Source organism: Xylanimonas ulmi (assembly GCF_004216535.1).
GTDB classification, from domain to species: domain Bacteria; phylum Actinomycetota; class Actinomycetes; order Actinomycetales; family Cellulomonadaceae; genus Xylanimonas; species Xylanimonas ulmi.
Window position 1 is genome coordinate 2,581,583 of record NZ_SGWX01000001.1, and the last position, 24,535, is coordinate 2,606,117.

The 24,535-nt window shown below is 73.6% G+C and carries 21 protein-coding genes and 1 tRNA gene; 10 read left to right on the forward strand and 12 right to left on the reverse strand.

Translation table 11 applies throughout. The features are described from left to right. Positions 1 to 78 precede the first annotated feature (78 nt). From EV386_RS11935 to EV386_RS11950, 4 genes are all read left to right on the forward strand, one after another. The gene (locus EV386_RS11935) at positions 79 to 825 is read left to right on the forward strand and encodes a response regulator transcription factor (RefSeq protein ID WP_130415258.1); all 747 of its coding nucleotides are present in this window, start codon (positions 79 to 81) and stop codon (positions 823 to 825) included. Positions 826 to 907: 82 nt separating this feature from the next. Continuing rightward, entirely contained in the window at positions 908 to 2,518 is a 1,611-nt protein-coding gene (locus tag EV386_RS11940; protein ID WP_130415260.1) for a sensor histidine kinase, read from the forward strand. Between the two features lie 205 nt (positions 2,519 to 2,723). Then, positions 2,724 to 3,434 (forward strand): HD domain-containing protein, encoded by a 711-nt coding sequence (locus EV386_RS11945; RefSeq protein WP_130415262.1) that lies wholly within the window; start codon positions 2,724 to 2,726, stop codon positions 3,432 to 3,434. Positions 3,435 to 3,592: 158 nt separating this feature from the next. Further along, positions 3,593 to 3,883: a WXG100 family type VII secretion target gene (locus EV386_RS11950; protein ID WP_130415264.1), complete on the forward strand. Its 291-nt coding sequence runs from the start codon at positions 3,593 to 3,595 to the stop codon at positions 3,881 to 3,883. A 188-nt stretch (positions 3,884 to 4,071) separates the two neighbouring features. Here EV386_RS11950 and groL read toward each other — a convergent pair whose 3' ends face one another. From groL to EV386_RS11970, 4 genes are all read right to left on the reverse strand, one after another. Next, positions 4,072 to 5,697 carry a chaperonin GroEL gene (gene groL, locus EV386_RS11955; RefSeq protein ID WP_130415266.1) on the reverse strand — a complete coding sequence of 542 codons (1,626 nt, stop codon included), beginning with the start codon at positions 5,695 to 5,697 and terminating at the stop codon, positions 4,072 to 4,074. A gap of 375 nt (positions 5,698 to 6,072) precedes the next feature. Continuing rightward, complete coding sequence (locus EV386_RS11960; protein WP_130415268.1) at positions 6,073 to 6,276, reverse strand: cold-shock protein; 204 nt, start codon at positions 6,274 to 6,276, stop codon at positions 6,073 to 6,075. A 188-nt stretch (positions 6,277 to 6,464) separates the two neighbouring features. Then, entirely contained in the window at positions 6,465 to 7,160 is a 696-nt protein-coding gene (locus EV386_RS11965) for a LytR C-terminal domain-containing protein (protein ID WP_130415270.1), read from the reverse strand. A 40-nt stretch (positions 7,161 to 7,200) separates the two neighbouring features. Continuing rightward, positions 7,201 to 7,497 carry a nucleoid-associated protein NapA gene (locus EV386_RS11970; protein ID WP_130415272.1) on the reverse strand — a complete coding sequence of 99 codons (297 nt, stop codon included), beginning with the start codon at positions 7,495 to 7,497 and terminating at the stop codon, positions 7,201 to 7,203. 163 nt (positions 7,498 to 7,660) lie between these two features. Here EV386_RS11970 and EV386_RS11975 point away from each other — a divergent pair, with 163 nt between their 5' ends. Next, on the forward strand, positions 7,661 to 8,380 hold the full coding sequence (locus EV386_RS11975; protein ID WP_242607940.1) for a uracil-DNA glycosylase: 720 nt from the start codon (positions 7,661 to 7,663) through the stop codon (positions 8,378 to 8,380). Between the two features lie 207 nt (positions 8,381 to 8,587). Beyond that, positions 8,588 to 9,592 (forward strand): SGNH/GDSL hydrolase family protein, encoded by a 1,005-nt coding sequence (locus tag EV386_RS11980; protein ID WP_242607941.1) that lies wholly within the window; start codon positions 8,588 to 8,590, stop codon positions 9,590 to 9,592. Positions 9,593 to 9,606: 14 nt separating this feature from the next. Here the strand turns inward: EV386_RS11980 and EV386_RS11985 are convergent, their stop codons facing one another. The 4 genes from EV386_RS11985 to EV386_RS12000 form a co-directional block, all read right to left on the reverse strand. Continuing rightward, positions 9,607 to 10,014 carry an HNH endonuclease gene (locus tag EV386_RS11985; protein ID WP_130415276.1) on the reverse strand — a complete coding sequence of 136 codons (408 nt, stop codon included), beginning with the start codon at positions 10,012 to 10,014 and terminating at the stop codon, positions 9,607 to 9,609. A gap of 29 nt (positions 10,015 to 10,043) precedes the next feature. Next, positions 10,044 to 10,116 (reverse strand) — tRNA-Thr (locus EV386_RS11990). A gap of 76 nt (positions 10,117 to 10,192) precedes the next feature. Next, positions 10,193 to 11,050, reverse strand: a complete 858-nt coding sequence (locus tag EV386_RS11995) for a DsbA family protein (RefSeq protein WP_130415278.1) — start codon at positions 11,048 to 11,050, stop codon at positions 10,193 to 10,195. A gap of 100 nt (positions 11,051 to 11,150) precedes the next feature. After that, positions 11,151 to 13,088 carry a serine/threonine-protein kinase gene (locus tag EV386_RS12000; RefSeq protein WP_130415280.1) on the reverse strand — a complete coding sequence of 646 codons (1,938 nt, stop codon included), beginning with the start codon at positions 13,086 to 13,088 and terminating at the stop codon, positions 11,151 to 11,153. Positions 13,089 to 13,295: 207 nt separating this feature from the next. Between EV386_RS12000 and otsB the strand changes: the two genes are divergently transcribed. From otsB to EV386_RS12015, 3 genes are all read left to right on the forward strand, one after another. Beyond that, positions 13,296 to 15,821 (forward strand): trehalose-phosphatase, encoded by a 2,526-nt coding sequence (gene otsB / locus EV386_RS12005; RefSeq protein ID WP_130415282.1) that lies wholly within the window; start codon positions 13,296 to 13,298, stop codon positions 15,819 to 15,821. A 225-nt stretch (positions 15,822 to 16,046) separates the two neighbouring features. Continuing rightward, positions 16,047 to 17,162 carry an ABC transporter ATP-binding protein gene (locus EV386_RS12010; RefSeq protein ID WP_130415284.1) on the forward strand — a complete coding sequence of 372 codons (1,116 nt, stop codon included), beginning with the start codon at positions 16,047 to 16,049 and terminating at the stop codon, positions 17,160 to 17,162. 109 nt (positions 17,163 to 17,271) lie between these two features. Beyond that, positions 17,272 to 18,504 (forward strand): DUF4032 domain-containing protein, encoded by a 1,233-nt coding sequence (locus EV386_RS12015; protein ID WP_130415286.1) that lies wholly within the window; start codon positions 17,272 to 17,274, stop codon positions 18,502 to 18,504. A 159-nt stretch (positions 18,505 to 18,663) separates the two neighbouring features. Here the strand turns inward: EV386_RS12015 and rlmB are convergent, their stop codons facing one another. From rlmB to EV386_RS12030, 3 genes are all read right to left on the reverse strand, one after another. Then, positions 18,664 to 19,656 carry a 23S rRNA (guanosine(2251)-2'-O)-methyltransferase RlmB gene (gene rlmB / locus EV386_RS12020; protein WP_130415288.1) on the reverse strand — a complete coding sequence of 331 codons (993 nt, stop codon included), beginning with the start codon at positions 19,654 to 19,656 and terminating at the stop codon, positions 18,664 to 18,666. Positions 19,657 to 19,742: 86 nt separating this feature from the next. Then, on the reverse strand, positions 19,743 to 21,191 hold the full coding sequence (gene cysS, locus EV386_RS12025) for a cysteine--tRNA ligase (RefSeq protein WP_130415290.1): 1,449 nt from the start codon (positions 21,189 to 21,191) through the stop codon (positions 19,743 to 19,745). 57 nt (positions 21,192 to 21,248) lie between these two features. Then, positions 21,249 to 22,463, reverse strand: a complete 1,215-nt coding sequence (locus tag EV386_RS12030; protein ID WP_130415292.1) for an alanine racemase — start codon at positions 22,461 to 22,463, stop codon at positions 21,249 to 21,251. Positions 22,464 to 22,538: 75 nt separating this feature from the next. Between EV386_RS12030 and EV386_RS12035 the strand changes: the two genes are divergently transcribed. Then, positions 22,539 to 23,954, forward strand: coding sequence for a D-arabinono-1,4-lactone oxidase (locus EV386_RS12035; protein ID WP_130415294.1), 1,416 nt, complete (start codon positions 22,539 to 22,541; stop codon positions 23,952 to 23,954). Here the strand turns inward: EV386_RS12035 and EV386_RS12040 are convergent. Further along, entirely contained in the window at positions 23,894 to 24,535 is a 642-nt protein-coding gene (locus EV386_RS12040; RefSeq protein WP_130415296.1) for a TetR/AcrR family transcriptional regulator, read from the reverse strand. The two genes, EV386_RS12035 and EV386_RS12040, sit on opposite strands and share 61 nt — an antisense overlap.

Sequence of the window (24,535 nt, forward strand, 5' to 3'; positions counted from 1 at the left end):
CGTCGATGCGCGCCACACCCAGGCGACACCCAGGCTTCTTCCCAGGCGCCGTCCAGAGATGCGTCGCACACTGACCCCATGAGCACCACTTCCACGCCGGAGGCGCGGCTCGTCGTCGTCGACGACGAGCCGAACATCCGTGAGCTCTTGTCCACCTCTCTGCGGTTCGCCGGCTTCGAGGTCCACGCCGCCGCAGACGGCCAGGGCGCCCTCCAGCTCGTCCGCGACCTGGAGCCCGACCTGGTCGTCCTCGACGTCATGCTGCCCGATATGGACGGCTTCACCGTCACCCGCCGCATGCGCGAGACCGGCCGCCACACCCCCGTGCTGTTCCTCACCGCCAAGGACGACACGCAGGACAAGGTCCAGGGTCTGACCGTCGGCGGCGACGACTACGTCACCAAGCCGTTCTCGCTCGAAGAGGTCGTGGCCCGCATCCGCGCGGTGCTGCGCCGCACCAACGCCGCGCTGCCCGAGGAGGACGCCGTGCTGCGCGTCGGCGACCTCGAGCTCGACGAGGACTCGCACGAGGTGCGCCGCGCCGGCGTCGAGGTCGAGCTGTCCCCCACCGAGTTCAAGCTGCTGCGCTACCTCATGCTGAACGCGGGCCGCGTGCTGTCGAAGGCGCAGATCCTCGACCACGTGTGGCAGTACGACTGGGGCGGAGACGCCAACATCGTCGAGTCCTACATCTCCTACCTGCGCCGCAAGATCGACGCCCTCAAGGTCCCCGGCGCCGACGGCGACGAGTCCCTGCCGCCGCTCATCCACACCAAACGCGGCATCGGCTACCTGCTGCGGGCCCCCCAGGCGGCGCGCGTCTGACGTGGCCTCCCAGGACACGACGAGGTCCGGGGCGTCCGGGGCCCCCACCGCCCCGGACGCTCCGGACGCCCCAGACGCCGGTGTGGACGCGGGGGTCGCCTCCCTCGCTCCACCCGCTCCCCCCGCCGCCCAGCCGGGCCTGCGCCCCGGCGACGTCGCGCCCGGCGGCGGCCTGTTGCTGCGGGCCAACGCCTGGCTCAACCGCGTCCCGCTGCGCGCGCGCCTCGTCGCGATCATCGCGGTGCTCCTGGCCACCGGCGTGGTGACGGCGTCGGCGGCGACGCAGGCCATCGTCTCGCGCTACCTCGTCCACCAGATCGACGAGCAGCTGGAGCGCATCGTCGGCAACCAGGCCGCGCTGCGCAACACGCTGAGCTCGACGGGCACGGGCCCGACCAACTACTTCGTGCTCGTGCGCACCGCCGACGGGCGTTCGCTGCCCATCGCCTGGGCGCCGACCGTCGCGCTCTCGGGACAGCCGAGGATCCCGTCGATGTCGCTCGACGAGGTGGCCGACCAGGGGGACCAGCCGTTCACGGTGAGCGCGAAGGGCGGCACCAACCCGACCAAGTGGCGCGTGCGCGCGGTGGTCGCGCCCGTGCGCGTCGACGACGCGCCGCCCGTGCTGAGCGCGGTGTTCGTCGCTGTCCCGCTGTCGACCGTGCACGAGGCCTCGGCGATCCTGGCGCGCACGCTGCTCGGCGCCGGCGTCAGCATCGTCCTGCTCGGCGCCGCCGCGGCTTGGGTGCTGGTCCACCGTTCGCTGCGCCCGCTGCGCCAGATCGAGACGACGGCGGCCGCGATCGCCGCGGGCGACCTGACCCAGCGCGTCCCGGCCGCGCCGCCGACCACCGAGGTCGGCTCGCTGGGCGCCTCGCTCAACGCGATGCTCACCCAGATCGAGCACGCCTTCGCCGTGCGCGAGGAGTCCGAGCGGCGCATGCACCGGTTCGTCTCCGACGCGAGCCACGAACTGCGCACGCCGTTGGCCACCATCCGCGGTTACGGCGAGCTGTACCGCATGGGCGCGCTCGACTCGGGCGACAAGGTCGACGACACCATGGGCCGCATCGAGGACGCGGCGCGCCGCATGGGCACCCTGGTCAACGACCTGCTCGAGCTCGCGCGCATGGACGAGGGCCGCCCGCTGCGCGCCGAGCGCGTCGATCTCGTCGCCATGGCCCACGACGCCGCGCAGGACCTGCGCGCGCTCGACCCCTCACGCACGGTGGGCGTCGTCGGGCTGGGCGCCGCGGCTGCGCCCGGCACGCCCGCGGCGCCGCCGCCGTCGTTGGTCGTCACGGGCGACGCCGACCGGCTGCGACAGGTGCTCACCAACCTGGTCGGCAATGTCGCCCGGCACACGCCCTCCGGCACCCCCGCCGAGGTCGCGCTCGGCGTCGTGCTCGACGACGCCGGCCCCGCGCATCCGTCCGCGGTGGTCGAGGTGCGTGACCACGGGCCGGGCGTGACCCCTGAGCAGGCCGAGCGGGTGTTCGAGCGGTTCTATCGCGCGGACTCCTCGCGCAACCGCGAGTCGGGCGGCTCGGGGCTCGGGCTGGCGATCGTGGCCGCCATCGTCGGGGCGCACGGCGGGCACGTGCAGACGCGCACGCCGCCCGACGGCGGATTGGCGGTGCGCGTGTGGCTACCGCTGGCCCCGACGACCGACGGGGCGGGCGCCTCCGCCTGACGGCGGACCGCGCGAGCGCCGTCGCGGGCCGACCACTCCCGGGCCGCGCGGGCGCCGTCGTAGGCCCACCGGTTCCGGTCCGAGCGTCGGCACGCGGCGCGGGGCCGCTACGATGGCGCGTCACCGTCGCTCGACCACGCGCCAGACGCGCCGAGTCGTAGGCTGATGAGGACACCCGTAGTCACCGACCGAAGGTCTGATATTCATGGGCGTCAACTGGACTGACGCACCGCAGTGGTTCCGCTCCTCCTTCGCCCGTGCGGCGCGTGGCGCCGGCGCCACCGCCACGGACGACGAGCTCGCCGACGCCGCCGAATCGCTCGTCGCCCGCTGGTCGACGCAGGCCCGCCACTTCCACAACCTCAAGCACCTGGCCACGACGCTGCACCGCGTGGACGAGCTCGCCCAGGAGACGCACGACGCCGACCTGGTGCGGCTGGCCGCCTGGTTCCACGGCGCCGTGTTCTCCTCCGACACCAAGGCGACGTACGAGCTCAAAGGCGGTGAGCAGACACCCGCGAGCGCCGAGCTCGCCCGCAAAGAGCTGACGCAGCTGGGTGTGCCCGCAGCGCGCGCCGACCGCGTGGCGGCGCTGGTCGACTCGCTGCTGCGCCACCAGCCCGCGCCGGGCGACACCGACGCGCAGGTGCTCAACGACGCCGACATGTCGATGCTCGCCGTCGAGCCGCAGCACTACAAGAAGTACGCCGCCGCGGTGCGCGCCGAGTACGCGCACATCCCCCAGCGCGACTTCCTGCGCGCCCGCATCCGGATCCTCGAACGGCTGCTCAAGCGCGGGCGGATCTTCTTGAGCCCCATGGGCGCGGCATGGGAGAACCCGGCCCGCCAGAACGTCGAGGCGGAGCTGTCACGCCTCATCAAGGAGCAGGCGGCCCTCCCGCCCGAGGACGACTGATCCCGCGGCGGTGAGCGCGGAGTGGTTGACCGCGCCGCCTCATCCACACCCTGTGGAAACCCGACCTGCGCCGACCGGCATCCTGCCTACCGTCGTCGTGCCCGGACAGTCCGGGCACGACGACGGCGGGCCGAGGCGCCCGCAGGACGGGGACGGACATGCGCTACGACGTCGACAGCGAGCGGGTGGCCCAGGCGGGCGCCGCGGTCAGCGGATCGGTGGGGGCGATCCGCGCTGAGGTGGGCGCGATGGTGCGCCACCTGCAGGACCTTCAGGCGAGCTGGCACGGCGGCGCGGCGTCGTCGTTCGCCGGCGTGATGGCCGAGTGGCAGGGCGCGCAGTCCAAGCTCGAGCACGCGCTCGACGCGATCCAGCAGGCGCTGTCGACGGCGGCGCGCACCTACGCGGACGCCGAGGCTCACGCGTCCCGCCTCTTCGCGACCCGCTGACCGCAGGCTACGCGCCACCCCCACCGGTGGTCTCGGCGCGAGCCGCCACCGGGCGGGACGCCGGGTAGACAGGGACGCCGGGTGGACAGGGACGCCGGGTGGACAGGGACGCCGGGTGGAAACAGCGAGGCGCCGCCCCGATCCGAAGATCGGGGCGGCGCCTCGTCCGTCCTACCGTGGGGCTGGACTCAGAAGTCCATGCCGCCCATGTCGCCGCCGCCGGCGGGAGCCGCGCCGGACTTCTCCGGCTTGTCGGCCACGACGGCCTCGGTGGTGAGGAACAGCGCGGCGATCGACGCGGCGTTCTGCAGCGCCGAGCGGGTCACCTTGACCGGGTCGTTGACGCCCGCGGCGAGCAGGTCCTCGTAGACGCCGGTCGCGGCGTTGAGGCCCTCGTTGACGGCGAGGCCCTTGACCTTCTCCGCCACGACGCCGCCCTCAAGGCCGGCGTTGATGGCGATCTGCTTGAGCGGGGCCGAGATGGCGGCGGCAACGATCTGCGCGCCGGTCGCCTCGTCACCCTCGAGCTCGAGCTTCGCGAACGCGGCGGCGCCGGCGTGGATCAGCGCGACGCCACCACCGGCGACGATGCCCTCCTCGACCGCGGCCTTGGCGTTGCGCACGGCGTCCTCGATGCGGTGCTTGCGCTCCTTGAGCTCAACCTCGGTCGCCGCGCCGGCCTTGATGACGGCCACGCCGCCGGCCAGCTTGGCGAGGCGCTCCTGGAGCTTCTCGCGGTCGTAGTCGGAGTCCGACTTCTCGATCTCGCCACGGATCTGGTTGACGCGACCGGCGATCAGGTCGGCGTCGCCCGAGCCCTCGACGATCGTGGTCTCGTCCTTGGTGACGACGACCTTGCGCGCCTGGCCCAGCAGGTCGAGCGTGGCGTTCTCGAGCTTGAGGCCCACCGTCTCGGTGATGACCTGGCCGCCGGTGAGGATCGCGATGTCCTGCAGCATGGCCTTGCGGCGGTCGCCGAAGCCCGGGGCCTTGACGGCGACGGACTTGAAGGTGCCGCGGATCTTGTTGAGCACCAGGGTGGCCAGGGCCTCGCCCTCGACGTCCTCAGCGATGATCAGCAGCGAGCGGCCGGCCTTCATGACCTGGTCGAGGACGGGGAGCAGGTCCTTGACGTTCGAGATCTTCGACTCGACGAGCAGGACGTACGCGTCCTCAAGCACGGCCTCCTGGCGCTCCGGGTCCGTCTCGAAGTAGCGGGCGAGGAAGCCCTTGTCGAAACGCATGCCCTCGGTGAGCTCGAGCTCCAGGCCGAAGGAGTTGGACTCCTCGACCGTGATGACGCCCTCCTTGCCGACCTTGTCGAGCGCCTCGGCGATGAGCTCGCCGATCGCCTGGTCGCCGGCCGAGATCGCGGCCGTGGCGGCGATCTCCTCCTTGGTCTCGATCTCCTTGGCGGCGATGAGCAGCTGCTCGGTCACAGCTTCGACGGCCTTCTCGATGCCGCGCTTGACGGCGATCGGGTTGGCGCCGGCGGCGACGACGCGCAGGCCCTCCTTGACCAGGGCCTGGGCGAGCACGGTCGCGGTGGTGGTGCCGTCACCCGCGACGTCGTCGGTCTTCTTGGCGACCTCCTTGACGAGCTCGGCGCCGATCTTCTCGTACGGGTCCTCGAGCTCGATCTCCTTGGCGATGGAGACACCATCGTTGGTGATCGTGGGGGCGCCCCACTTCTTGTCGAGCACGACGTTGCGGCCCTTGGGGCCGAGGGTCACCTTGACGGTGTCGGCGAGGATGTTGAGCCCTCGCTCCATGCTGCGACGAGCCTCCTCGTCGAAAGCAATGATCTTGGCCATGGGGACTTGTCCTCCGCTGGATGGCATTCGTGGCCGACGAGCGCCCGCGACGGACGGCTTGCCCCCACGCGTTCAGGTCACGCGCGCAGACAGGCCTCACCGGTCGGCCGGATTTCTGGCTCACTCTCCGCGAACAGCGCCAGCCGACATCGCCGTGCGGCCGGGGCCACACACATCGGACTGTCACTCGACACGGGAGAGTGCTAACGCAATATTGGCACTCGCCCCTGGAGAGTGCAAGACGCTCAGCCCCAGGCGAACCCTCAGCGAGCAGGCCGCGACATCGTTGACGACAGGCCCCGACGCCCGCCGCGCCCGAACCGAGACGCCGAGGCGGAGCGGCGCCTTATGCGGCCCGGACGCGGCAGCGGCGGCTCACAGCGGGCGGACCTGCTCCGCCTGGGGGCCCTTGGACCCCTGGCCGACCTCGAACTCAACCTGCTGGCCCTCGTCGAGCGAGCGATAGCCGTCCGACTGGATCGCGGTGTAGTGGACGAACAGGTCCTGGCCGCCGGAGGTCGGGGTGATGAACCCGTAGCCCTTCTCCGCGTTGAACCACTTGACGGTGCCCTGCGCCATGAACTTCTCCTTGTGCTTCCCCAACCGGGGCCACCGATCGGCCTCGGGTGTGGGCGAGCCTAGTGGCACGGCTCACATGTCGGAAGCGTCCTGACATGTCCGTGGAGAGCGGATCCGTGCGGACCGCGCGGCAGCACTGGCGCAGGCGGGCCCGAGCCAGGCGCGCCGCCGGTCCGTGATCCTGACCGTCAGCCGGCCGGGGTCAACGCGCCCTTGATCACCACGACGACGTCGCCGCTGCGCACCGTCTGCTGCACGACCCGGTCGCTTGGGATCCCCAGCGCCGCGGCGATCGCGGTCGCCGTGTCCTGGCGGCCCTCGGTGTACCAGACCGTCGTCTCGGTCAGGCCCGAGCCACCCGCCGGGTAGTTCGCCGCCTCGACCTGCGTGAAGCCCTGCCCCGCCAGGGCGTCGCGGCCACGACCCGCCTCGCCCGCGGGGCCGCCGTCGTTGAGCACGCGGACGAAGGCGCCCTTGTCGGCCGCCGCCAGCAGCGTCGCCAGGTCGCTCGCGCCCCCCGTCGGCGCCTCGGTCGCCTCGCCCCCGGCCGGATCGGTCGCGTCACCCTCCGCAGGGTCGGTCACGTCGCCCTCGGCTGGGTCGGTCGCGTCACCCGTGGCCGGATCTGTCGCGTCGGTGTCGCCCGCGTCGCCGGGCGCCTCGGTCGCCTGCGTCGCCGTGCTGGTGTCGTCGGCCGAGCCGGGATCGCGCGACAGGAACATGACGCCCCCGACGGCCACCGCGACGGCCACCACCGCCACCAGCAGGAACGGCCAGACACCACGCCAGCGCGAGCGCGGAGCGCGGTGCACACCGACCGGCGCGTCGTCAGGTCCGCGGACGTCGAACTCGTCGGGCGGGTAGGCGTACTGGCTGCGGGTCACGGCGGACAGGGTAGCGGCTCAATCCGGACTCTTGGGGTGTTCAGACGCCATCCTCGCCGAGGCGTCGGGCCGATCGAGCGCGCTGCCGGGTCGCACGCAGCCGACGCAGGCGCTTGACCAGCATGGGGTCGGCGGCCAGTGCCTCGGGGGTGTCGATGAGGGCGTTAAGCACCTGGTAGTACCGCGTCGCCGACAGGTCGAACAGCTCCCGCACCGCCTGCTCCTTCGCCCCGGCGTACTTCCACCATTGGCGCTCGAAGGCGAGGATCTCGCGGTCCCGCTCGGACAGCTCCGCAGTGGCGGGCGCCACAACGGGTTGGACCATGGTCTCGCTCATACGCTCCAGGCTAAGCCGTGAACCACATCCATGTCATTCACCGCCCCGGACCGCACGTGCGGCCATGCTCGGGCGGCGCGCCCCTCACAGCGCACAGGCCCTCCCGCGCGCGCCCGCCCCGGCCGCTGGCGGGTCGATCACGACGCCCGGTAGCCTCGCCGTCGTGACGACGCCGACGACACCGCCGCGGCCCGACCTCGCGACGGGCGAACGGCCCCCGCTCACGGACGTGATCGACCCCGGCTGGGCCGGCGTGCTCGCGCCCATCGAGCCGCAGATCCATGCGATGGGCGACTTTCTGCGCGCCGAGCTCGCCGCCGGGCGCCAGTACCTGCCTGCGGGCGGCGACGTGCTGCACGCGTTCCGCCGACCGTTCGAGGCCGCCCGCGTCCTGGTGGTGGGCCAGGACCCCTACCCCACTCCCGGCCACCCGATGGGTCTGTCGTTCTCGGTCCAGCCCGATGTGCGCCCGGTCCCCCGCTCGCTCGCGAACATCTACACCGAGCTGATGGCCGACGTCGGCGCCCCGGCCCCGACGAACGGCGACCTGCGCCCGTGGGCCGACCAGGGCGTCATGCTGCTCAACAGGGTGCTGACCGTCGAGCCCGGACGACCCGCGTCGCACCGCGGCAAGGGTTGGGAGGCTGTGACCGAGGCGGCCATCCGCGCGCTCGTGGCCCGCGGCGGCCCGCTCGTGGCGATCCTGTGGGGGCGCGACGCCGCGTCCCTGCGTCCGTGGCTCGGGTCGGTGCCCTTCGTCGAGAGCGCGCATCCGAGCCCGCTGTCGGCGCACCGCGGCTTCTTCGGCTCACGGCCGTTCTCCCGGGTCAACGCGCTGCTCGAGCAGCAAGGCGGCGCGCCCGTCGACTGGCGCCTGCCGTAGCGCCCCACGCCGCGGTCCGCGCGCCCCACGCGGCGACCTCCACAGCCCGCTCTGCGGCTTGCACAGCTGGCGCGGCGGCCTGCGCAACCGGCGTCGCGGCCTGCGCGCCCCAGGCAACGGCGCCCGCCGCGCCCGGCAACGGCGTCCACGCCCCAGGCGTGTCCGCCCGCCTGACGCACACGCGACGCGCGGGGGCATAATCGCGGCGTGAGCGAGCACGCACCGACGAACGCACCCACCGCCCACGACGACGTCCCCGCCCCCCGCTGGACGCGCTACATCGCCGTGGGTGACTCGTTCTCCGAAGGGCTCTGGGACCCGTACCCGACCGACCCCACCACCGACGATGCGCCCGAGGCCGCGCGCTCCACCGAGCGCACCACCGTGCGCTCCACCGAGCGCTCCACCGAGCGCACGACCGAGCGCACGGCCGCGAGTACGACCGCGAGTACGACCGCGAGCGATGGCGTCACGGACGGGCCGGACGGCGACCCGGGCGCGGTTCAGCGCGGCTGGGCCGACCGACTCGCCGACACACTGTCCGCGCGGCGGGTCGCGGCCGGCCTGGAGCCGCTGGAGTACGCCAACCTCGCCATCCGCGGGCGGCTGCTGCGCCCGATCGTGGGCGAACAGGTCCCGATCGCGCTCGACGCCCGGCCCGACCTCGTCTCGCTCGTGGCGGGCGGCAACGACATCCTGCGACCCGGCGTCGACGTCGACGACATCTCGCAGGCGCTCGAGGACGCCGTCGTCGCGATCCGCGCGAGCGGCGCCGACGTGCTGCTCGGCGCGGGCTTCAAGGCGGGTGGGGCGCTGAGCTTCACGCGCGGGCGCGTCGGCGTGTACAACGCGAACATCTGGTCGATCGCACGGCGGCATGGGGCGTACGTGCTCGACCTGTGGGGCATGCGCTCGCTGTTCGACCTGCGCCTGTGGGCCGAGGACCGCCTGCACCTGACCCCGGAGGGCCACCGCCGCGTCATGAACGCCGCATTGGAGGGCCTGCTGCTCGACCCCGTCGACCCCGACTACGACGCGCCGCTCGCCCCGGCCCCGCCGGCGCCGTTCGTCGAGAAGGCCAAGGCCGACGCCGAATGGGCGCGCGAGTACGTGGTGCCGTGGGTCAAGCGACGCATCACGCACACCTCGAGCGGCGACGGGCGCACACCCAAGTGGCCCGCGCCTGTGCGCTGGCCCGTCTCGCGTGGCTGAGGGCTCCGGACGCATCAGTACGACTTTCCCTCGGCGTACCGGCGTTGGCGCCACGCCCGGCCGTTGCCACGGTTGCGGCTCTTGAACGTCGGCAACTGGCTGTCGCAGTTGGGGCACACCAGGCGCAGGTTCTCGCGCCGGTTGTTCGAGGCGTCTCCGTCGATGTGGTCGAGCACGAACGCGAGCGGGCGCCCCTGCCAGGTGTCGTCTCCGCCGCAGACCGCGCATCGGCGCTCCTGAGCGTCCAGCAGGTAGAGACGCACGTAGTGGCGACGGTTCCCGGAGATCGTGGTGGCCACCCCGGTGCGCAGCCACGCCTCCGTCTTCTGCTGGCGCTGATGCTCGCTCTGGCAGGCCAGGCTGCAATAGACCTTCTGGTGGTATCGCACCAGCGCGACACCGCATGACCGGCAAACCCTCATGTTCGAACGGTAGTTCGAACCACTGACAGAGCCGCCTAGGGGACTCGAACCCCTAACCTTCGTGTTACAAGCACGCTGCGCTACCAATTGCGCCAAGGCGGCACGCCCGCCAGGCGGGCGGGTACAGACTACCGGCCCCCGCCCGGCGTGCGGGCAGGGGCCGGAGCGGAGTCGCGGACTACGGCGTGGCGTCGGCCACGGCCTGCGGCAGCGCCGTCGGGTCGGTCCAGTTGCCGTCCCACCGCTCGCCGTCGATCGTGATGGTCGGCGTGCCGAAGCCGCCGCTCTGCGGGTTGACCAGGGCGCTGTTGGCGGTCGCCGCGTTGGTCGCGGAGAAGACCCACTGGCCGAACGTGCGGCGCGCCTCACCCGACGCGATGGCGTCGGCGACGAGGTCAGGCACGCCGGCGCCCCGCGCCAGGTCGGCGATCTCGGCGTCGGTGTGCCCCGCGGTCTGCTCCTCGGGCTCGTTCGCGAACAGCGCCTCGTGGAAGTCGAGGAAGTTCGCGGGCGCCTGGTCCGCGACCCACGCCGCCGCCGAGGCGGCGCGCGTGGAGTACGCGGTGCCCTGCGACACACGGTCCAGGATCGAGACGGGGAACATCACGACGTTGGCGGTGCCATCGGCGAGGAAGCCCTCAAGGGTGTCCTTGTTGAGGTCCTCGAACTGGCCGCAGATCGGGCACATGTAGTCGAAGTAGATGCCGACCTCGGGCACGCCGTCGGTCGGAGCCCCGCCCGCCGACCGATCGGCCGCGACCGGGATGCCGCCGTCGGCGCGGGCCGCCGAGGGCACGTTCTGGACCTCGCTCAGCGCGATGTCGTCGACCGCGTTGGCCGCGTTCTCGCGGTGGTCGCGGATGAAGAGGAACGCCACGACGGCGAGCAGAGCGACCACGACGACGCCCAGCACGCTCATGGTGATCAGGCGGGCGCGGCGATCGGCCGCCTCCTGCTTCTTCTTCAGGGCCAGGGCCTGGGCGCGGGCGGCCTCACGCCGCTGCGCCTTGCTCAGGTTCGGGCTGTTCGTCGACATCGCGGTCCTTTTGTCTCCGGGCGCTCCTGTGCCGGTTCGGCGCAGGCGCGCCCAGCCTAGCGGGGAGTCGGACGCGCCCGACTCGGGAGGCGACTGCCCGTCACAGCTGCGGCGGCCCCTGCGTGGGCCACCAGTGGATGGTCGGCGGCTGGTCGAGCAGTGGGCCCGCCAGGATCCAGGCCGCGATGAGGCAGGCGACCACGACGACGGCGGCGCCGATCCACCCCGGCGCAACGGTGCGCGCCAGCGCGCGCGCCCCCTCGCGCCCGATCGCGCCGGCGGGCCCGAACCAGGCGGTCACCGCGGCCAGCAGCATCGCGAAGGCGAGCACGCCGCAGAACACGATGGTCTCGTTCATCCCGCCGACGGAGCGCGCCTCGACGTCGGTGCGCGGCAGCAACATCACGCGGCCCGCCCCGAAGAGCCAGTACCCGCCCACGACGGCGAGCACACCCAGACACCCGGAGACCAGCATCTGCGGGATGGCGCCGACGACCCCGCAGAACGCGTGCCAGGGCAGTTTGACGGCGGCCACCACGCCGTCCGAGGCGCGCCGCGCGCCGAACCGCTCGCGGCGCTCCTGCAGCGCCTGCGCGCCGTGCCCGGCGACGCGGCACAACACGACGAGCGCGGCGAGAGCGGCGAACGCGGCGCCCGGGCGGGTCGCGGCGAGCACCACCAGCGGCGCCAGGAATGCGGCGACGGTTCCGGTCCGCCGTCGGCGCACGGGCCGCGTGTACGCCTCGGGGGGCGCCGGCTCCTCGGCGAGGTCGTCGGGCCCGTCCGCCGCGATCGCCTCGAACGGCTGGTATCGCGCCTCACCGAGCGGCACGGCGCCGGTGGTGACCGGCACCGCCCGGGTGAGACCGTCGTGCGCGTCGACGCCGTGGCGTCCGACGGCGGGTGCGGACGCCCCCAGCACGAGCTGCGTGGGCGCGCCGACCAGCATCGTGGGCGCGGCGATGGCGCCCGTCTCGTCGAGCCCTGGCCCGTCGATCCCGGCGCCGTCGAGCCCGGCGCCGTCGAGCCCCGCGCCGTCTGCTCCGGATCCGTCCCGTCCGTGCGCGTCCGGTCCATACCCACCGCGGCCACCCCCCGGGTGGGCCGCGATGCGCTGGGTCGCGTCGTCCCCCACCACCGGCGCGCCCGCGACGCGCGCGGCGATCACGGCGTCCTGCGAGTCGCGGCGCAGCGCGCGGGCGACCTGTGTGGGGCCCCAGCGCGCGCTCGGATCGGCCTGCAGCGCCCCCGCGAGCGCCCGCGCGGTGCGCGCGGGCAGCCCGACGAGGTCCGCGCGCCCCTCGCGCGAGCGCCGCAGCACCAGGTCCGTGGGGCGGACCCCGAACGGTGAGCGCCCGGTCGCGGCGAACGCGAGCAGCGCCGCCCAGCTCCACCAGTCGGAGTCGGGGGTGGGCGCGCCGCCGTCGATGAGCTCGGGGGCGAGGTAGCCGGGCGTGCCGATGACGAAGCCGGGCGTGGTGAGCGTGGGTGAGGCTTGGCCGGTCTCACCGAGCGCCTGGGCGATGCCGAAGTCGATCAGCACGGGGCCGCGCGCGGTGACCATGACGTTGGACGGCTTGAGGTCGCGGTGCACGACGCCGGCCAGGTGCACGGCCTCGAGCGCCGCGGCGAGCTGGTCGGCCAGCTCGAACAGGTCGATGGGGTCGAGCGGGCCGCCGTCGTCGATCTCCGCCTCAAGGGTGCGGCCCTTGACGAGCTCGGTGACGACGAACGCGCCCTGCCCGTCGAGCTCGGCGTCCAGGACGCGGGCGACGGCGGGGTGGCGTAGGCGCTGCAGGGCCGTGACCTCGCGGCGCAGCCGCTCACGGGCGACGGGGTCACGGTCGAGGTGGGCGTGCAGCACCTTGAGCGCGACAGCCGAGCCGCCGCCGTCGACGGCCTCGTAGACGGCGCCCATGGCGCCGCGTCCGAGCAAAGAGCGGATGGTGTACCCGCCGAACTCGGTCCCCGCCGCGAGGCGCCCTGGCGTGTCGGCGGCGCCCGCGCCTCGCACTCCTTCGACGTCGACGTCACCCATGGCGACACGGTAACGGCGGGCCGCGGCGAATGCGCGTGCGACAGGCGCGGATCTCGTCCGCGGCGCACGTCGGACAAGGTGGCGCGCGTCGCGTGACGGTGAGCAGGAACCGCCGCGTATTCCTCATCGTGCGACGGCCCGAGTAGGTTAGGAATCGTCAAGCAAGTGCCAGCCCCAACGGGAGGATTCCCATTGACCGGCAAAGAAATGCCTGGTGACCACGAGCGATACGACCTCGTGGTCGTCGCGAACCGCCTCCCCGTGGACTTTTCGGTGCGACCAGGCGGGGGCGTCGACTGGCAGCGTTCGCCGGGCGGGCTGGTCACAGCGCTCGAGCCGGTCATGCAGCACGCCGACGGCGCGTGGGTGGGGTGGTCGGGCGCGCCCGACCTGGAGTCCGAGCCGTTCGACGCCGACGGGATGCGCCTGGTCCCGGTCACCCTGAGCGAGTCGGAGATCGAGCGGTACTACGAGGGGTTCAGCAACGACACGCTGTGGCCGCTCTACCACGACGTCGTGGCGACCCCCAGCTACCACCGCCAGTGGTGGGACGCCTACCGGCGCGTCAACCAGCGCTTCGCCGACGCCGCGGCCGCCCAGGCCGCCGACGGCGCCGTGGTGTGGGTGCACGACTACCAGCTCCAACTGGTGCCGAAGATGCTGCGCGACCAGCGCCCCGATCTGCGCATCGGGTTCTTCGACCACATCCCGTTCCCGCCCGTCGAGCTGTTCGGCCAGCTGCCCTGGCGCCGTCAGATCGTCGAGGGCCTGCTGGGCGCCGACCTGGTCGGCTTCCAGCGCGGCGGCGACGCCTCCAACTTCATCCGCGCGGTGCGCCGTCTGACGGACCACACCACGCGCGGCCCCATCGTCTCGATCGACGAGGGCCGCAGCCGCCAGGGCGGGCCCGCGGCCCGGCACGTGCGCGCCGGCGCCTTCCCCATCTCGATCGACTCGACGCGCTTCGACGCCCTGGCCCGCACGCCCGAGGTCCAGACGCGCGCCAAGGAGATCCGCGCCGAGCTGGGCGACCCCGACGTCGTCATGCTGGGCGTCGACCGCCTCGACTACACCAAGGGCATCCGCCACCGCATCAAGGCCTACGGCGAGCTGCTCGACGACGGCCGCATCGACGCCGCGCGCACCACGCTGGTCCAGGTGGCCAGCCCGAGCCGCGAGAACGTGGGCGCCTACCAGGAGCTGCGTGAGCACGTCGAGGTGCTCGTGGGCCGCATCAACGGCGAGTTCGGTGAGCTGGGCCATTCGGCCATCCACTACCTGCACCACTCCTACCCGGCCGAGGAGATGGCGGCGCTCTACCTCGCGGCCGACGTCATGCTGGTCACGAGCCTGCGCGACGGCATGAACCTGGTCGCCAAGGAGTACATCGCGGCGCGCTCGGACGAGCAGGGCGTGCTGGTGCTCTCGGAGTTCACGGGCGCCGCCGACGAGCTCGGCTCGGGCCCCCTGCTGATCAACCCGCACGACATCGAGGGCACCAAGGACGCCATCGTCGCCGCGGCGCGCATGACCGCGCGCGAGCAGCGTCGGCGCATGCGCCGCCTGCGCCGCAAGGTCATGGCCGACGACGTCGCGAAGTGGTCGCAGACCTTCCTCGGCGTGCTGCAGGCGATGCCGCGCCGCACCCCGGCGCCCGCCGCTCCGGCGCGCGCGCCCGAGCCGCACACGCTGGCCGACACTCGCACGCTGGCCGACTCGCGCGCGCTGGCCGACGCTCGCACGCTGGCCGAGCCCGTGGAGTCCGCCGCGGACGAGCAGCGCACGCTGGTCGAGCCGCGCACGCTGGTCGAGTCGGTCGAGTCCCCCTCGGGCGCGGCGCGTGTGGTCGCCCGCACCGAGCCCGACGACGGCGTGCCCGCGTCGCTGGGCCACGCGCTCGACGCGCTCGCGGCCGCCGACGACGCGACCGTCCTGGTCGGGCTCGACTTCGACGGCACGCTCGCGCCGCTCGTCGACGACCCGACCGCCTCGGCCATGACGCCGGCCGCGCGCGACGCCGTCGAGCGCCTGGCCGCGCTGCCCGCCTCGGCGCGCGTGCGCCTCGCGCTCGTCTCGGGTCGCGACCTGGCCGATCTGGCCGAGCGGGCCCGGCCGCCCGCGGGGGCGTACCTGGTGGGCAGCCACGGCGCCGAGACCGGGCACGTGCGTCCCGACGGCACGCTGGAGGCGCTGCCCGTCGACCTCACGCCCGAGCAGGCGGCGGCGCTGGCGGCCGCCACGGCCGGGCTCGAGCAGGTCGCGGCGCAGTCGGAGGGCGCCTGGGTCCAGCACAAGCCGTCTGCGGCCGTGCTGCACACGCGCCTGAGCCCGCCCGACGCCGCCGCGGACGCGGTCGAGCGCGCGCGCGACGTCGTGGCCCGCCTGGGCCTGAAGGCCATGTACGGCAAGGACGTGGTCGAGGTCGCCGTCGTCGCCGCAGACAAGGGCAGCGCGCTCACGCGCCTGCGCGCCGCCGTCGGGCCCCACGACGCCCGGCCCGAGCCCGACGGCGTGGCCGGCGCCGCGCAGGTCCACGTGCTGTACGCGGGCGACGACACCACCGACGAGCACGCGTTCGCGGCGCTGGAGGCCGGTGACGTGGCGGTCAAGGTGGGCGACGGCGCGACCGTCGCGACGCACCGCGTCGCCGACGTCGACACCCTTGCGGCGGCGCTGCTGCGGCTCGCCGACGCCGCGGCGCGACGCTCAAAGGATCCCTTGACCGTCGCATGACGATCGATGGATCGATTCCGGGGCTCGAAGAGAGTAGGCTCGACTTCGCCACCTGCGGGCACCCGTGAGGTGGCGGAGCGACGCCGCCCAGATCACGACGGCGACGTCGACAACTCAACAAGTGTCAAAGAAGATGCGGACGGCGTGTGAGCGCGCCGCAATCATCTGAGACCCGACCACAACGGATCGTCCGGCACGTACCTGCCGGTGGAGGGAAACACTCACATGGCTACGGTCACTTTCGACCACGCAACCCGCGTCTACCCGGGCACCGAGCGCCCGGCCGTCGACCAGCTCAACCTGCACATCGAGGACGGCGAGTTCCTCGTCCTCGTCGGCCCCTCGGGCTGCGGCAAGTCGACCTCGCTGCGCATGCTGGCGGGTCTTGAGGACGTCAACGGCGGCCGCATCCTCATCGGCGACCGCGACGTCACGGACGTGCAGCCGAAGGACCGCGACATCGCGATGGTCTTCCAGAACTACGCGCTGTACCCGCACATGTCCGTCGCGGACAACATGGGCTTCGCGCTCAAGATCGCCGGCACCCCCAAGGCCGAGATCCGCCAGCGCGTCGAGGAGGCCGCCAAGATCCTCGACCTGACCGAGTACCTCGACCGCAAGCCGAAGGCCCTCTCGGGTGGCCAGCGCCAGCGTGTCGCCATGGGCCGCGCCATCGTGCGTCAGCCCCAGGTGTTCCTCATGGACGAGCCGCTGTCGAACCTTGACGCCAAGCTCCGCGTCCAGACCCGTACGCAGATCGCCTCGCTCCAGCGCCGCCTGGGCGTCACGACGGTCTACGTCACGCACGACCAGACCGAGGCCCTGACCATGGGCGACCGCATCGCGGTCCTCAAGGCGGGTCTGCTCCAGCAGGTCGGCACCCCGCGCGAGATGTACGACACCCCGTCCAACGTGTTCGTCGCCGGCTTCATCGGCTCGCCGGCCATGAACATCGGCACCTTCGAGATCAAGGACGGCAACGCCCTGCTCGGCTCGGCGCAGATCCCGCTCGAGCGCTCGGTCCTGGGCGCCGTCACCGAGGCCGACGGCGGCAAGGTCACCGTGGGCTTCCGCCCCGAGTCGCTCGACGTGGTCGGATCCGGCACGCCGGGCTCGTTCCAGGTCGAGACCAACCTCGTCGAGGAGCTCGGCTCCGACGCGTTCCTCTACGGCTCGCTCAAGGGCGACGCCGTGGGCGAGCTGTCGGCCGGTGACTCGGACCAGGTCATCGTCCGCATCGACCCGCGCAACGTGCCGATGAAGGGCGAGGTCATCAACGTGGCCATCAAGCCCGGCCAGGCGCACGTCTTCTCGGCCGCCACGGGCAACCGCCTCAGCTGAGCGCACCGCACCAGGAACCGCTGAGGCGGACCTGAGGCAGCGAGTTCTTCACAGGGCGGGTCCGGCGTCTTCGCCGGGCCCGCCCGTCGTTATGGCAGGTTAGGACCTCGTGGAGACCCTCCAGATCACCGCAGCGACCCCGGAGTCGGCGCTGCTCGACCTGCCCTGGCGCGTGCCGCTCGAGCAGTGGCCGGCCGATGTGCTGGCCGCGCTCCCCCGCGGCATCTCACGCCACATCGTGCGCTTCGTGAAACTGCGCAAGCGGGTGCTCGCCGTCAAGGAGACGCGCGACCACTACGCGTTCCGCGAGTACGAGCTGCTGCGCCGCCTGCAGAAGCTCGAGGTGCCCTGCGTGGTGCCGCTCGCCGTGGTGACCGGGCGGGTCGACGACGACGGTGAGCCGCTCGAGGCGGCCATCATCACCGAGCACCTCGCGTTCTCGCTGCCCTACCGGGCCGTGTTCAGCCAGTCGCTGCGCCCCGACACCGCCACGCGCCTCATCGACGCCCTGGCCGTCCTGCTGGTGCGCCTGCACCTGGTGGGCTTCTACTGGGGCGACGTGTCACTGTCCAACACGCTGTTCCGCCGCGACGCCGACCGCTTCGCCGCCTACCTGGTCGACGCCGAGACGGGTGACCTGCACCGTGAGCTCACCCCCGGGCAGCGCGCCTACGACCTCGACCTCGCCCGCACCAACATCATCGGCGAGCTGTTCGACCTGGAGGCCGGCGAGCTGCTCGACGAGGAGGTCGACGCGATCGGGATCGGCGACGCGCTCGTGGCCCGCTACGAGGAGCTGTGGGCGGCACTGACCCAGGTCGAGTCGTTCTCCGGTGAGGAGCGCTGGCGCGTCGACGAGCGCATCCGGCGCCTCAACGACCTGGGCTTCGACGTCGGCGAGCTCGCGATCGTCACCGACATCGACGGCACTACGGTGCAGATCCAGCCCAAGGTCGTCGACGCCGGGCACCACTCGCGCCGCCTGCTGCGCCTGACGGGCCTGGACGTGCAGGACAACCAGGCTCGGCGCCTGCTCAACGACCTCGACGCCTGGCGGGCCGCGACCGACCGCCTCAACGACTCCGAGCAGTTGGTGTCGCACGACTGGCTGCTGCACTCGTTCGAGCCGACCATCGCCGCGGTGCCGCGTGAGCTGCGCCGCAAGCTTGAGCCGGCGCAGCTCTTCCACGAGGTCCTCGACCACCGCTGGTACATGTCCCAGCGGGAGGGCCGCGACGTGCCCATGCCCGAGGCCGCGGTGTCGTACGTCGACCAGGTGCTGCGCCACCGCCCGGACGAGCAGGCCCTCATCGGCGAGACCGGCGACGAGCTCTACGGCTGACCCCACCGCTGGTGGTTGAGCCCGTCGAAACCACCCCACTCCCCTGGTTGACCCCGACGAAACCACCCCACCCCGGTGGTTGAGCCCGTCGAAACCACGGGACGAGTCAGACAGCGGTGGTTTCGACAGGCTCAACCACCCGTGGGGTGGGCGGCGGGGTCAGCTCGCGGCGCGGCGGGCCTTGGCGATCTCGTAGAGCGTGATGCTGGTCGCGACACCGGCGTTGAGCGACTCGACGGCCGTCGAGTCGATCGGGATCGACGCGACGACGTCGCAGGCCTCGCGCACGAGGCGCCCCATGCCCTTGCCCTCCGACCCGACGACGACCACGAGCGGGTCGGTCGCCAGGTGCAGCTCCCCGACTTCGGTGTCACCGTCGCCGTCGAGCCCGACGACGAAGCACCCGGCCTTCTTCAGCTCACCGAGCGCGCGCACGAGGTTGGTCGCGCGAGCCACGGGAACATGCGCCGCGGCGCCGGCCGAGACCTTCCACGCCGAGGCCGTCACGCCCGCCGCGCGGCGCTCGGGCACCAGGACGCCGTGCGCCCCGAACGCGCCCGCCGAGCGCAGCACGGCGCCGAGGTTGCGCGGGTCGGTGACGCCGTCGAGCGCGACGATGAGCGCCGGGCGGCCGGACGCCTCCGCGGCGTCGAGCAGGTCGTCGGTGTCGCGGTACTCGTACGGCGGCACCTGCGCGGCGACGCCCTGGTGCACCTGCCCGTCGGTGAGGCGGTCGAGCTCGGGCTTGGTGACCTCGAGCAGCGCGAGCCCGCGCTCCGAGGCGAGCTGCAGGATCTCGCGCGTGCGGTCGTCGTGGTCGACGCGCGTGGCGATGTACACGGTGGTCATGGGCACCTCGGTGCGCAGCGCCTCGAGCACCGAGTTGCGCCCGGCCACGACCTCGACGCCGTCGGTCGCACGCCTGGTGCCGCGCACGACGCCGCGCGAGGCGTCACGCTGCCGCTGGCCGGCCGCCCTCTGCTCCGCGGCCACCTTGCGCTTGTAGGCGGGGTGGTACTCGCGCTCCTCGGCCTTGGGGGTCGGCCCCTTGCCCTGCAGCGCGCGGCGCCCGTGGCCGCCCGTGCCGACCTGCGGGCCCTTCTTGCTGCCCGTCTTGCGGACCGCCCCGGGGCGCCTCGTGTTCCCAGCCATGGTGTCTCTCCCAGCGGTGGTTGAGCCTGTCGAAACCACCAAACGTCGGTCGTGGTGGTCTCGACGGGCTCAACCACCAGGTCTTGTCAGTTCGCGAGCGTCCAGCGGGCGCCGTCGGGTCCGTCCTGGACCAGGATGCCCGCCGCGGCCAGGCGGTCGCGAATCGCGTCGCTCGCCGCCCAGTCCTTCGCGGTGCGGGCCGCGGCGCGGGCCTCCAGCTCGGCGCCCACGAGTCTGTCGAGGGCGTCGTGCGCCGTGGACGACGCCGCGTCGGCGCCGGCCCAGTGCGGGTCGGCGGGGTCGAGGCCGAGCACGTCGAGCATGCCGCGCACCGCGAGCAGCTCGGCGCGCACGGCGGCGTCGGCCTCGGGTGACGACGGCGCCGTCAGCGCCGTGTTGCCCGCGCGCAGGCGCTCGTGCACGACGGCGAGGGCCGCGGGCACGTTGAGGTCGTCGTCGAGCGCGGCCGCGAACGTCTCGGGCAATGTCACGGCGGCGACCGCGTCGGCGCTCGGCGCGCCGTCGCCCAGCCGTTCGGCGGCGCGCGCGACGAACCCGGCCAGGCGCTCCCACGTCGTGCGGGCCTCGGTGAGCGTGTCGGGGGCCCACTCAAGCATCGAGCGGTACTGGACCGCCACGACGGCCAGGCGCACGGCGGGCGCGGGCGCGGCCGCCAGGACCTCGGCGGCGAGCAGCCCGTTGCCGAGCGACTTGCTCATCTTGACGCCCGACTGCGTGATCCAGGCGCTGTGCATCCACCGGCGCGCGAACGGGTATCCCGCCGCGCGCGACTGCGCCTGCTCGTTCTCGTGGTGCGGGAAGCGCAGGTCGAGGCCGCCGCCGTGGATGTCGAACTCGTCGCCCAGGTAGCGCTGCGCCATGGCCGAGCACTCCAGGTGCCAGCCCGGGCGCCCGCGCCCCCACGGCGTGGGCCAGGACGCGGTGGCGGGCTCGTTCGACTTGGGGGCCTTCCACAGCGCGAAGTCGTGCGGGTCGCGCTTGGCGTGCCCGGGGCCCTGGGCGGCGTCGTCGGGCTCGGGCGCGAGGTCCTCGAGCCGTTGGCGGGTGAGCTCGCCGTAGGCGGGCCAGGAGCGCACGTCGAACCAGACGTCCCCGTCGCCCGTGGCGTAGGCGTGCCCGCGCTCGACCAGGCGCCCCATGAGCTCGACCATCTGCGTCACGTGCTGCGTGGCGCGTGGCTCGTACGACGGCGGCAGCACGCCGAGCGCGTCGTAGGCGGCGGTGAACTCACGCTCGTAGCGCGCGGCGTGCTCCCACCACTCGACGCCGGCCGCGGCGGCCTTGGCGAGGATCTTGTCGTCGATGTCGGTGACATTGCGCACGAGCGTGACCCGGTAGCCCGACCGGGTCAGCCAGCGTCGCAGCACGTCGAACGCGATCGCGGGGCGCAGGTGGCCGATGTGCGGGGCCGACTGCACGGTGGCGCCACACACGTAGATGCCGACCTGGCCGGGGGTCCGGGGCACGAAGTCGGACACCGTGCGCGTGGCGGTGTCGTACAGGCGTAGGGTCACGCGCCCAGGGTACCGGCCCCGGACCGTCTCACCTGGGTCGCGGGGCGCCGCACGCGCTCACGCGAACGCCCAGCCCTCTCCGCGGTAGGTCGGCACGACGTCGACGACCTCGTCGCCGCGCACCAGGTGCACGACCGCGAATCGCTCCATGAGCTCGCCCGCCTTCGCGTGCCGCAGCCACACGCGGTCGCCGACGCCCAGCGCCTGCGCCGCGCCCCGGCCGGCGCCGCGCCTGCGGCGCAGTGGCGTCTGCACCTCGCCCGCGCCCTCGCGGCGCGTCAGCGCCCAACCGGGCGTCAGCGGGCGCGGCAGCCGCGAGGCGCCCGCGGGGCCCGAGGCCACGTACCCGCCCGCGTACGCCGTCGCGTAGCCGCGCGCGGGCACGCGCACGACGTCGAGCCCGAAGAACGCCGCCGGCACGGGCCGGAACGCGCGGTACCCGTCGAACGTCGCCGGGACGTAGAGCCCCGAGCCTGCCGTCACCTCGGTCACCGCCGGGTCCGCCGCCGAGACCTCCAGCGAGCCGGTGCCGCCCGCGTTGACGAGGTCGAGGTCGTGCCCGACGGCGGCGCGCACCGCCGCCAGGACGGCGGCGCGCCGCCCGGGCAGCTCGCGCGCGGAGCGGCGCTTGACGGCCCGGATCACGGGCCCGGTGTCGGCGATCCCGGCGATCTGGGCCTCGTAGGTCATCAGCCCCCGCAGCCGCACGCCCGTGGTGCGCGCGACGCGGGCCGCGAGCCGCGCCACCTCCGGCGGCTCGCGCAGCGGCGAGCGCCGCGTGCCCGCGTGCACGGTGAGCGGCCCGAGGCGCAGGCGCAGCGAGGCGTCCACGTCGAGGCACACGCGCACGGGCGGCGCCTCGACCCCGGGCGCCGCGCCCAGCGCCTGCTCGACCAGGGCGAGTTGGGCGGCGTCGTCGAGCATGAGCGTCACGGCCGCGCGCGCGAGCGGGTCGCCGGCCAGGTCGCGCAGCGCGGCGGCGTCGAGAGTGGGGTACCCGACCAGCAGGTCGCCCACGCCCTCGCGCGCGAGCCACAGCGCCTCGGCGAGCGACGTCGTCATGACGCCCCGGAAGCCCGCGTCGAGGGCGCGGCGCACGAGCGCGCGCACGCGCACCGACTTGCCGGCCAGCCGCACGGGCGTGCCGCCTGCCCGCCGCAGCAGGTCGGCCGCGTTGGCGTCGAACCGGTCCAGGTCGACGACGGCGACCGGTCCGGCCACGCCGCGCGTCGCGCGTGTCAGGCGCTGTGCCAGGTCACCGGGCGTCTCCATGCGCGGAGGCTACACCGCCGTGACCCACGTCACAGAAGGGCTGTGATCGCCGGGGCCAGGTGGCAGACTTCACCCGTGCCTGACAACGACGCCGCCCCCACATGGGAGAACTGGGCGCGCACGGCACGGGCGACGCCCGCCCGGCTGGCACACCCGCGCGACGAGGCCGGGGTCGCCGAAGTGGTGGCGCGGGCCGCCGCCGCGGGCCTGCGCGTGCGCGCTCGCGGCGCGGGCCACTCCTTCACCCCCGCCGCCATGACCGACGGCGTCCTGCTCGACCTGGAGCGGCTGGCGGGCCTGGAGGCCGTCGAGCGGCGCCACGACGGCGCCGCGCGCGTCACAGTCCGCGCCGGCACCCGACTGTTCCACCTGCACCACCTGCTCGCCTCGCACGGCTTGGCGATGACCAACCTCGGCGACATCGACCGCCAGAGCATCGCCGGAGCGATCTCGACCGGCACGCACGGCACGGGACTCGCCTTCGGCGGCCTCGCGACCCAGGTCAGCGGCGTGCGTGTGGTCACCGCGGACGGCGCGGTGCGCGGCGGCGGGATCGACGACGCCGTCGGCTCACCCGAACGCGACCTGTTCGAGCTCGCGCGCCTGGGCCTGGGCACAGCCGGCGTGCTGACGGCGGTCACGCTGGAGGTCGTGCCCGCGTTCTGGCTGCGCGCCCGCGAGGAGCCCGCGCCGCTGGGTCCGTTGCTCGCCGACCTCGACACGTTCGCGCGCTCGGCCGACCACGCCGAGCTCTACTGGTTCCCCGGCACGCGCCGAGCCCTGACCATCCGCAACCAGCGCCTGGCGCCCGACGACGCGGCGGCCTGGGCCACCGACCAGTCGGGGCTCAAAGGGCGGCTGCGTCTGCTGCGCCAGGAGGCCCGCGGCCTGGTCGACGAGGAGTTGCTGAGCAACGGCGCGTTCGAGGTCGTCAACCGCCTCGCGACCGCGGCGCCCGGCCTCACCGCAGGCCTCAACCGCATCTCGGCGCGCACGCTCGCCCCGCGCGAGCACGTGGCGCCCTCCTACCAGGTCTTCTGCCACAAGCGGCGGGTGCGGTTCCGCGAGATGGAGTACGCCCTGCCGCGCGCCGTGGTGGGCGAGGCGCTGACCGAGCTGGACCGGTGGCTGCGCCGCACGGGCGAGGCCGTGCCGTTCCCGGTCGAGGTGCGCTTCGCCGCGCCCGACGACGTGTGGCTGTCGACCGCGCGCGGGCGCGAGACCGCGTACGTCGCGGCGCACCAGTACGCGCGCATGCCGCACCGGCGCTGGTTCGACGCCGCCGAGCGCATCCTCGTCGAGGCGGGCGGGCGGCCCCACTGGGGCAAACTGCACACGCGCACGGCCGAGGACCTCGCCGCGCACTACCCGCTCGACGACGTCGCCCGCGTGCGCCGCGCGCTCGACCCCGCCGGCGTGTTCGCGAACCCCTACGTCGACGCGGTGCTGGGCGCGCTCGCGCCGCCCGCCTCCGGGTCGGCCACGACGTAGGTGGTCATGAGCTCGGCCAGCGCGTGGAAGCCCTCCAGCGCGCGCTCGTCGTCCTGATCGACCAACCACGCCAGCTCGATGCCGTCGATGAGCGCCGTGATGGTGCGCGCGAGGCGCCTCACGTCGACCCGGTAGGTGACGCCCGTCGCCGCGGCGCAGGCCGTCGCAAGCGCGAGGGCCATCTGCGTGGACTGCTCCAGGTGCGTGCGCGCCGTCCCCAGCAACGCCGGGTTGCGGGCGCCGGTCGTGGCGATCTCCAGCAGCAGCAGCCGCACCTGCCGGAAGCGCTTGAGGCCCTGGAGCAGCGCGTCGGCGCACTGGTGCACCAGCGTCGGGAAGTCCAGACCCACCCCGGCGCCCGCCGTGATGGTGGCCTTGATCTGGTCGGTCGCCTCGACGCGGATGGACTGCCCCATCGCCTCGAGCAGCTCGTCCTTGTCGTGGAAGCAGTAGTGCACCGTGCCCAGCGAGACGTCGGCCTCGCGCGCGACGGCGCGGACCGTGACGGCCTCCACGCCCGAGCGGGCCGCCACGCGCAGCGCGGCGTCGACCAGTTGCGCCCGGCGCCGAGCCAGGGGCAT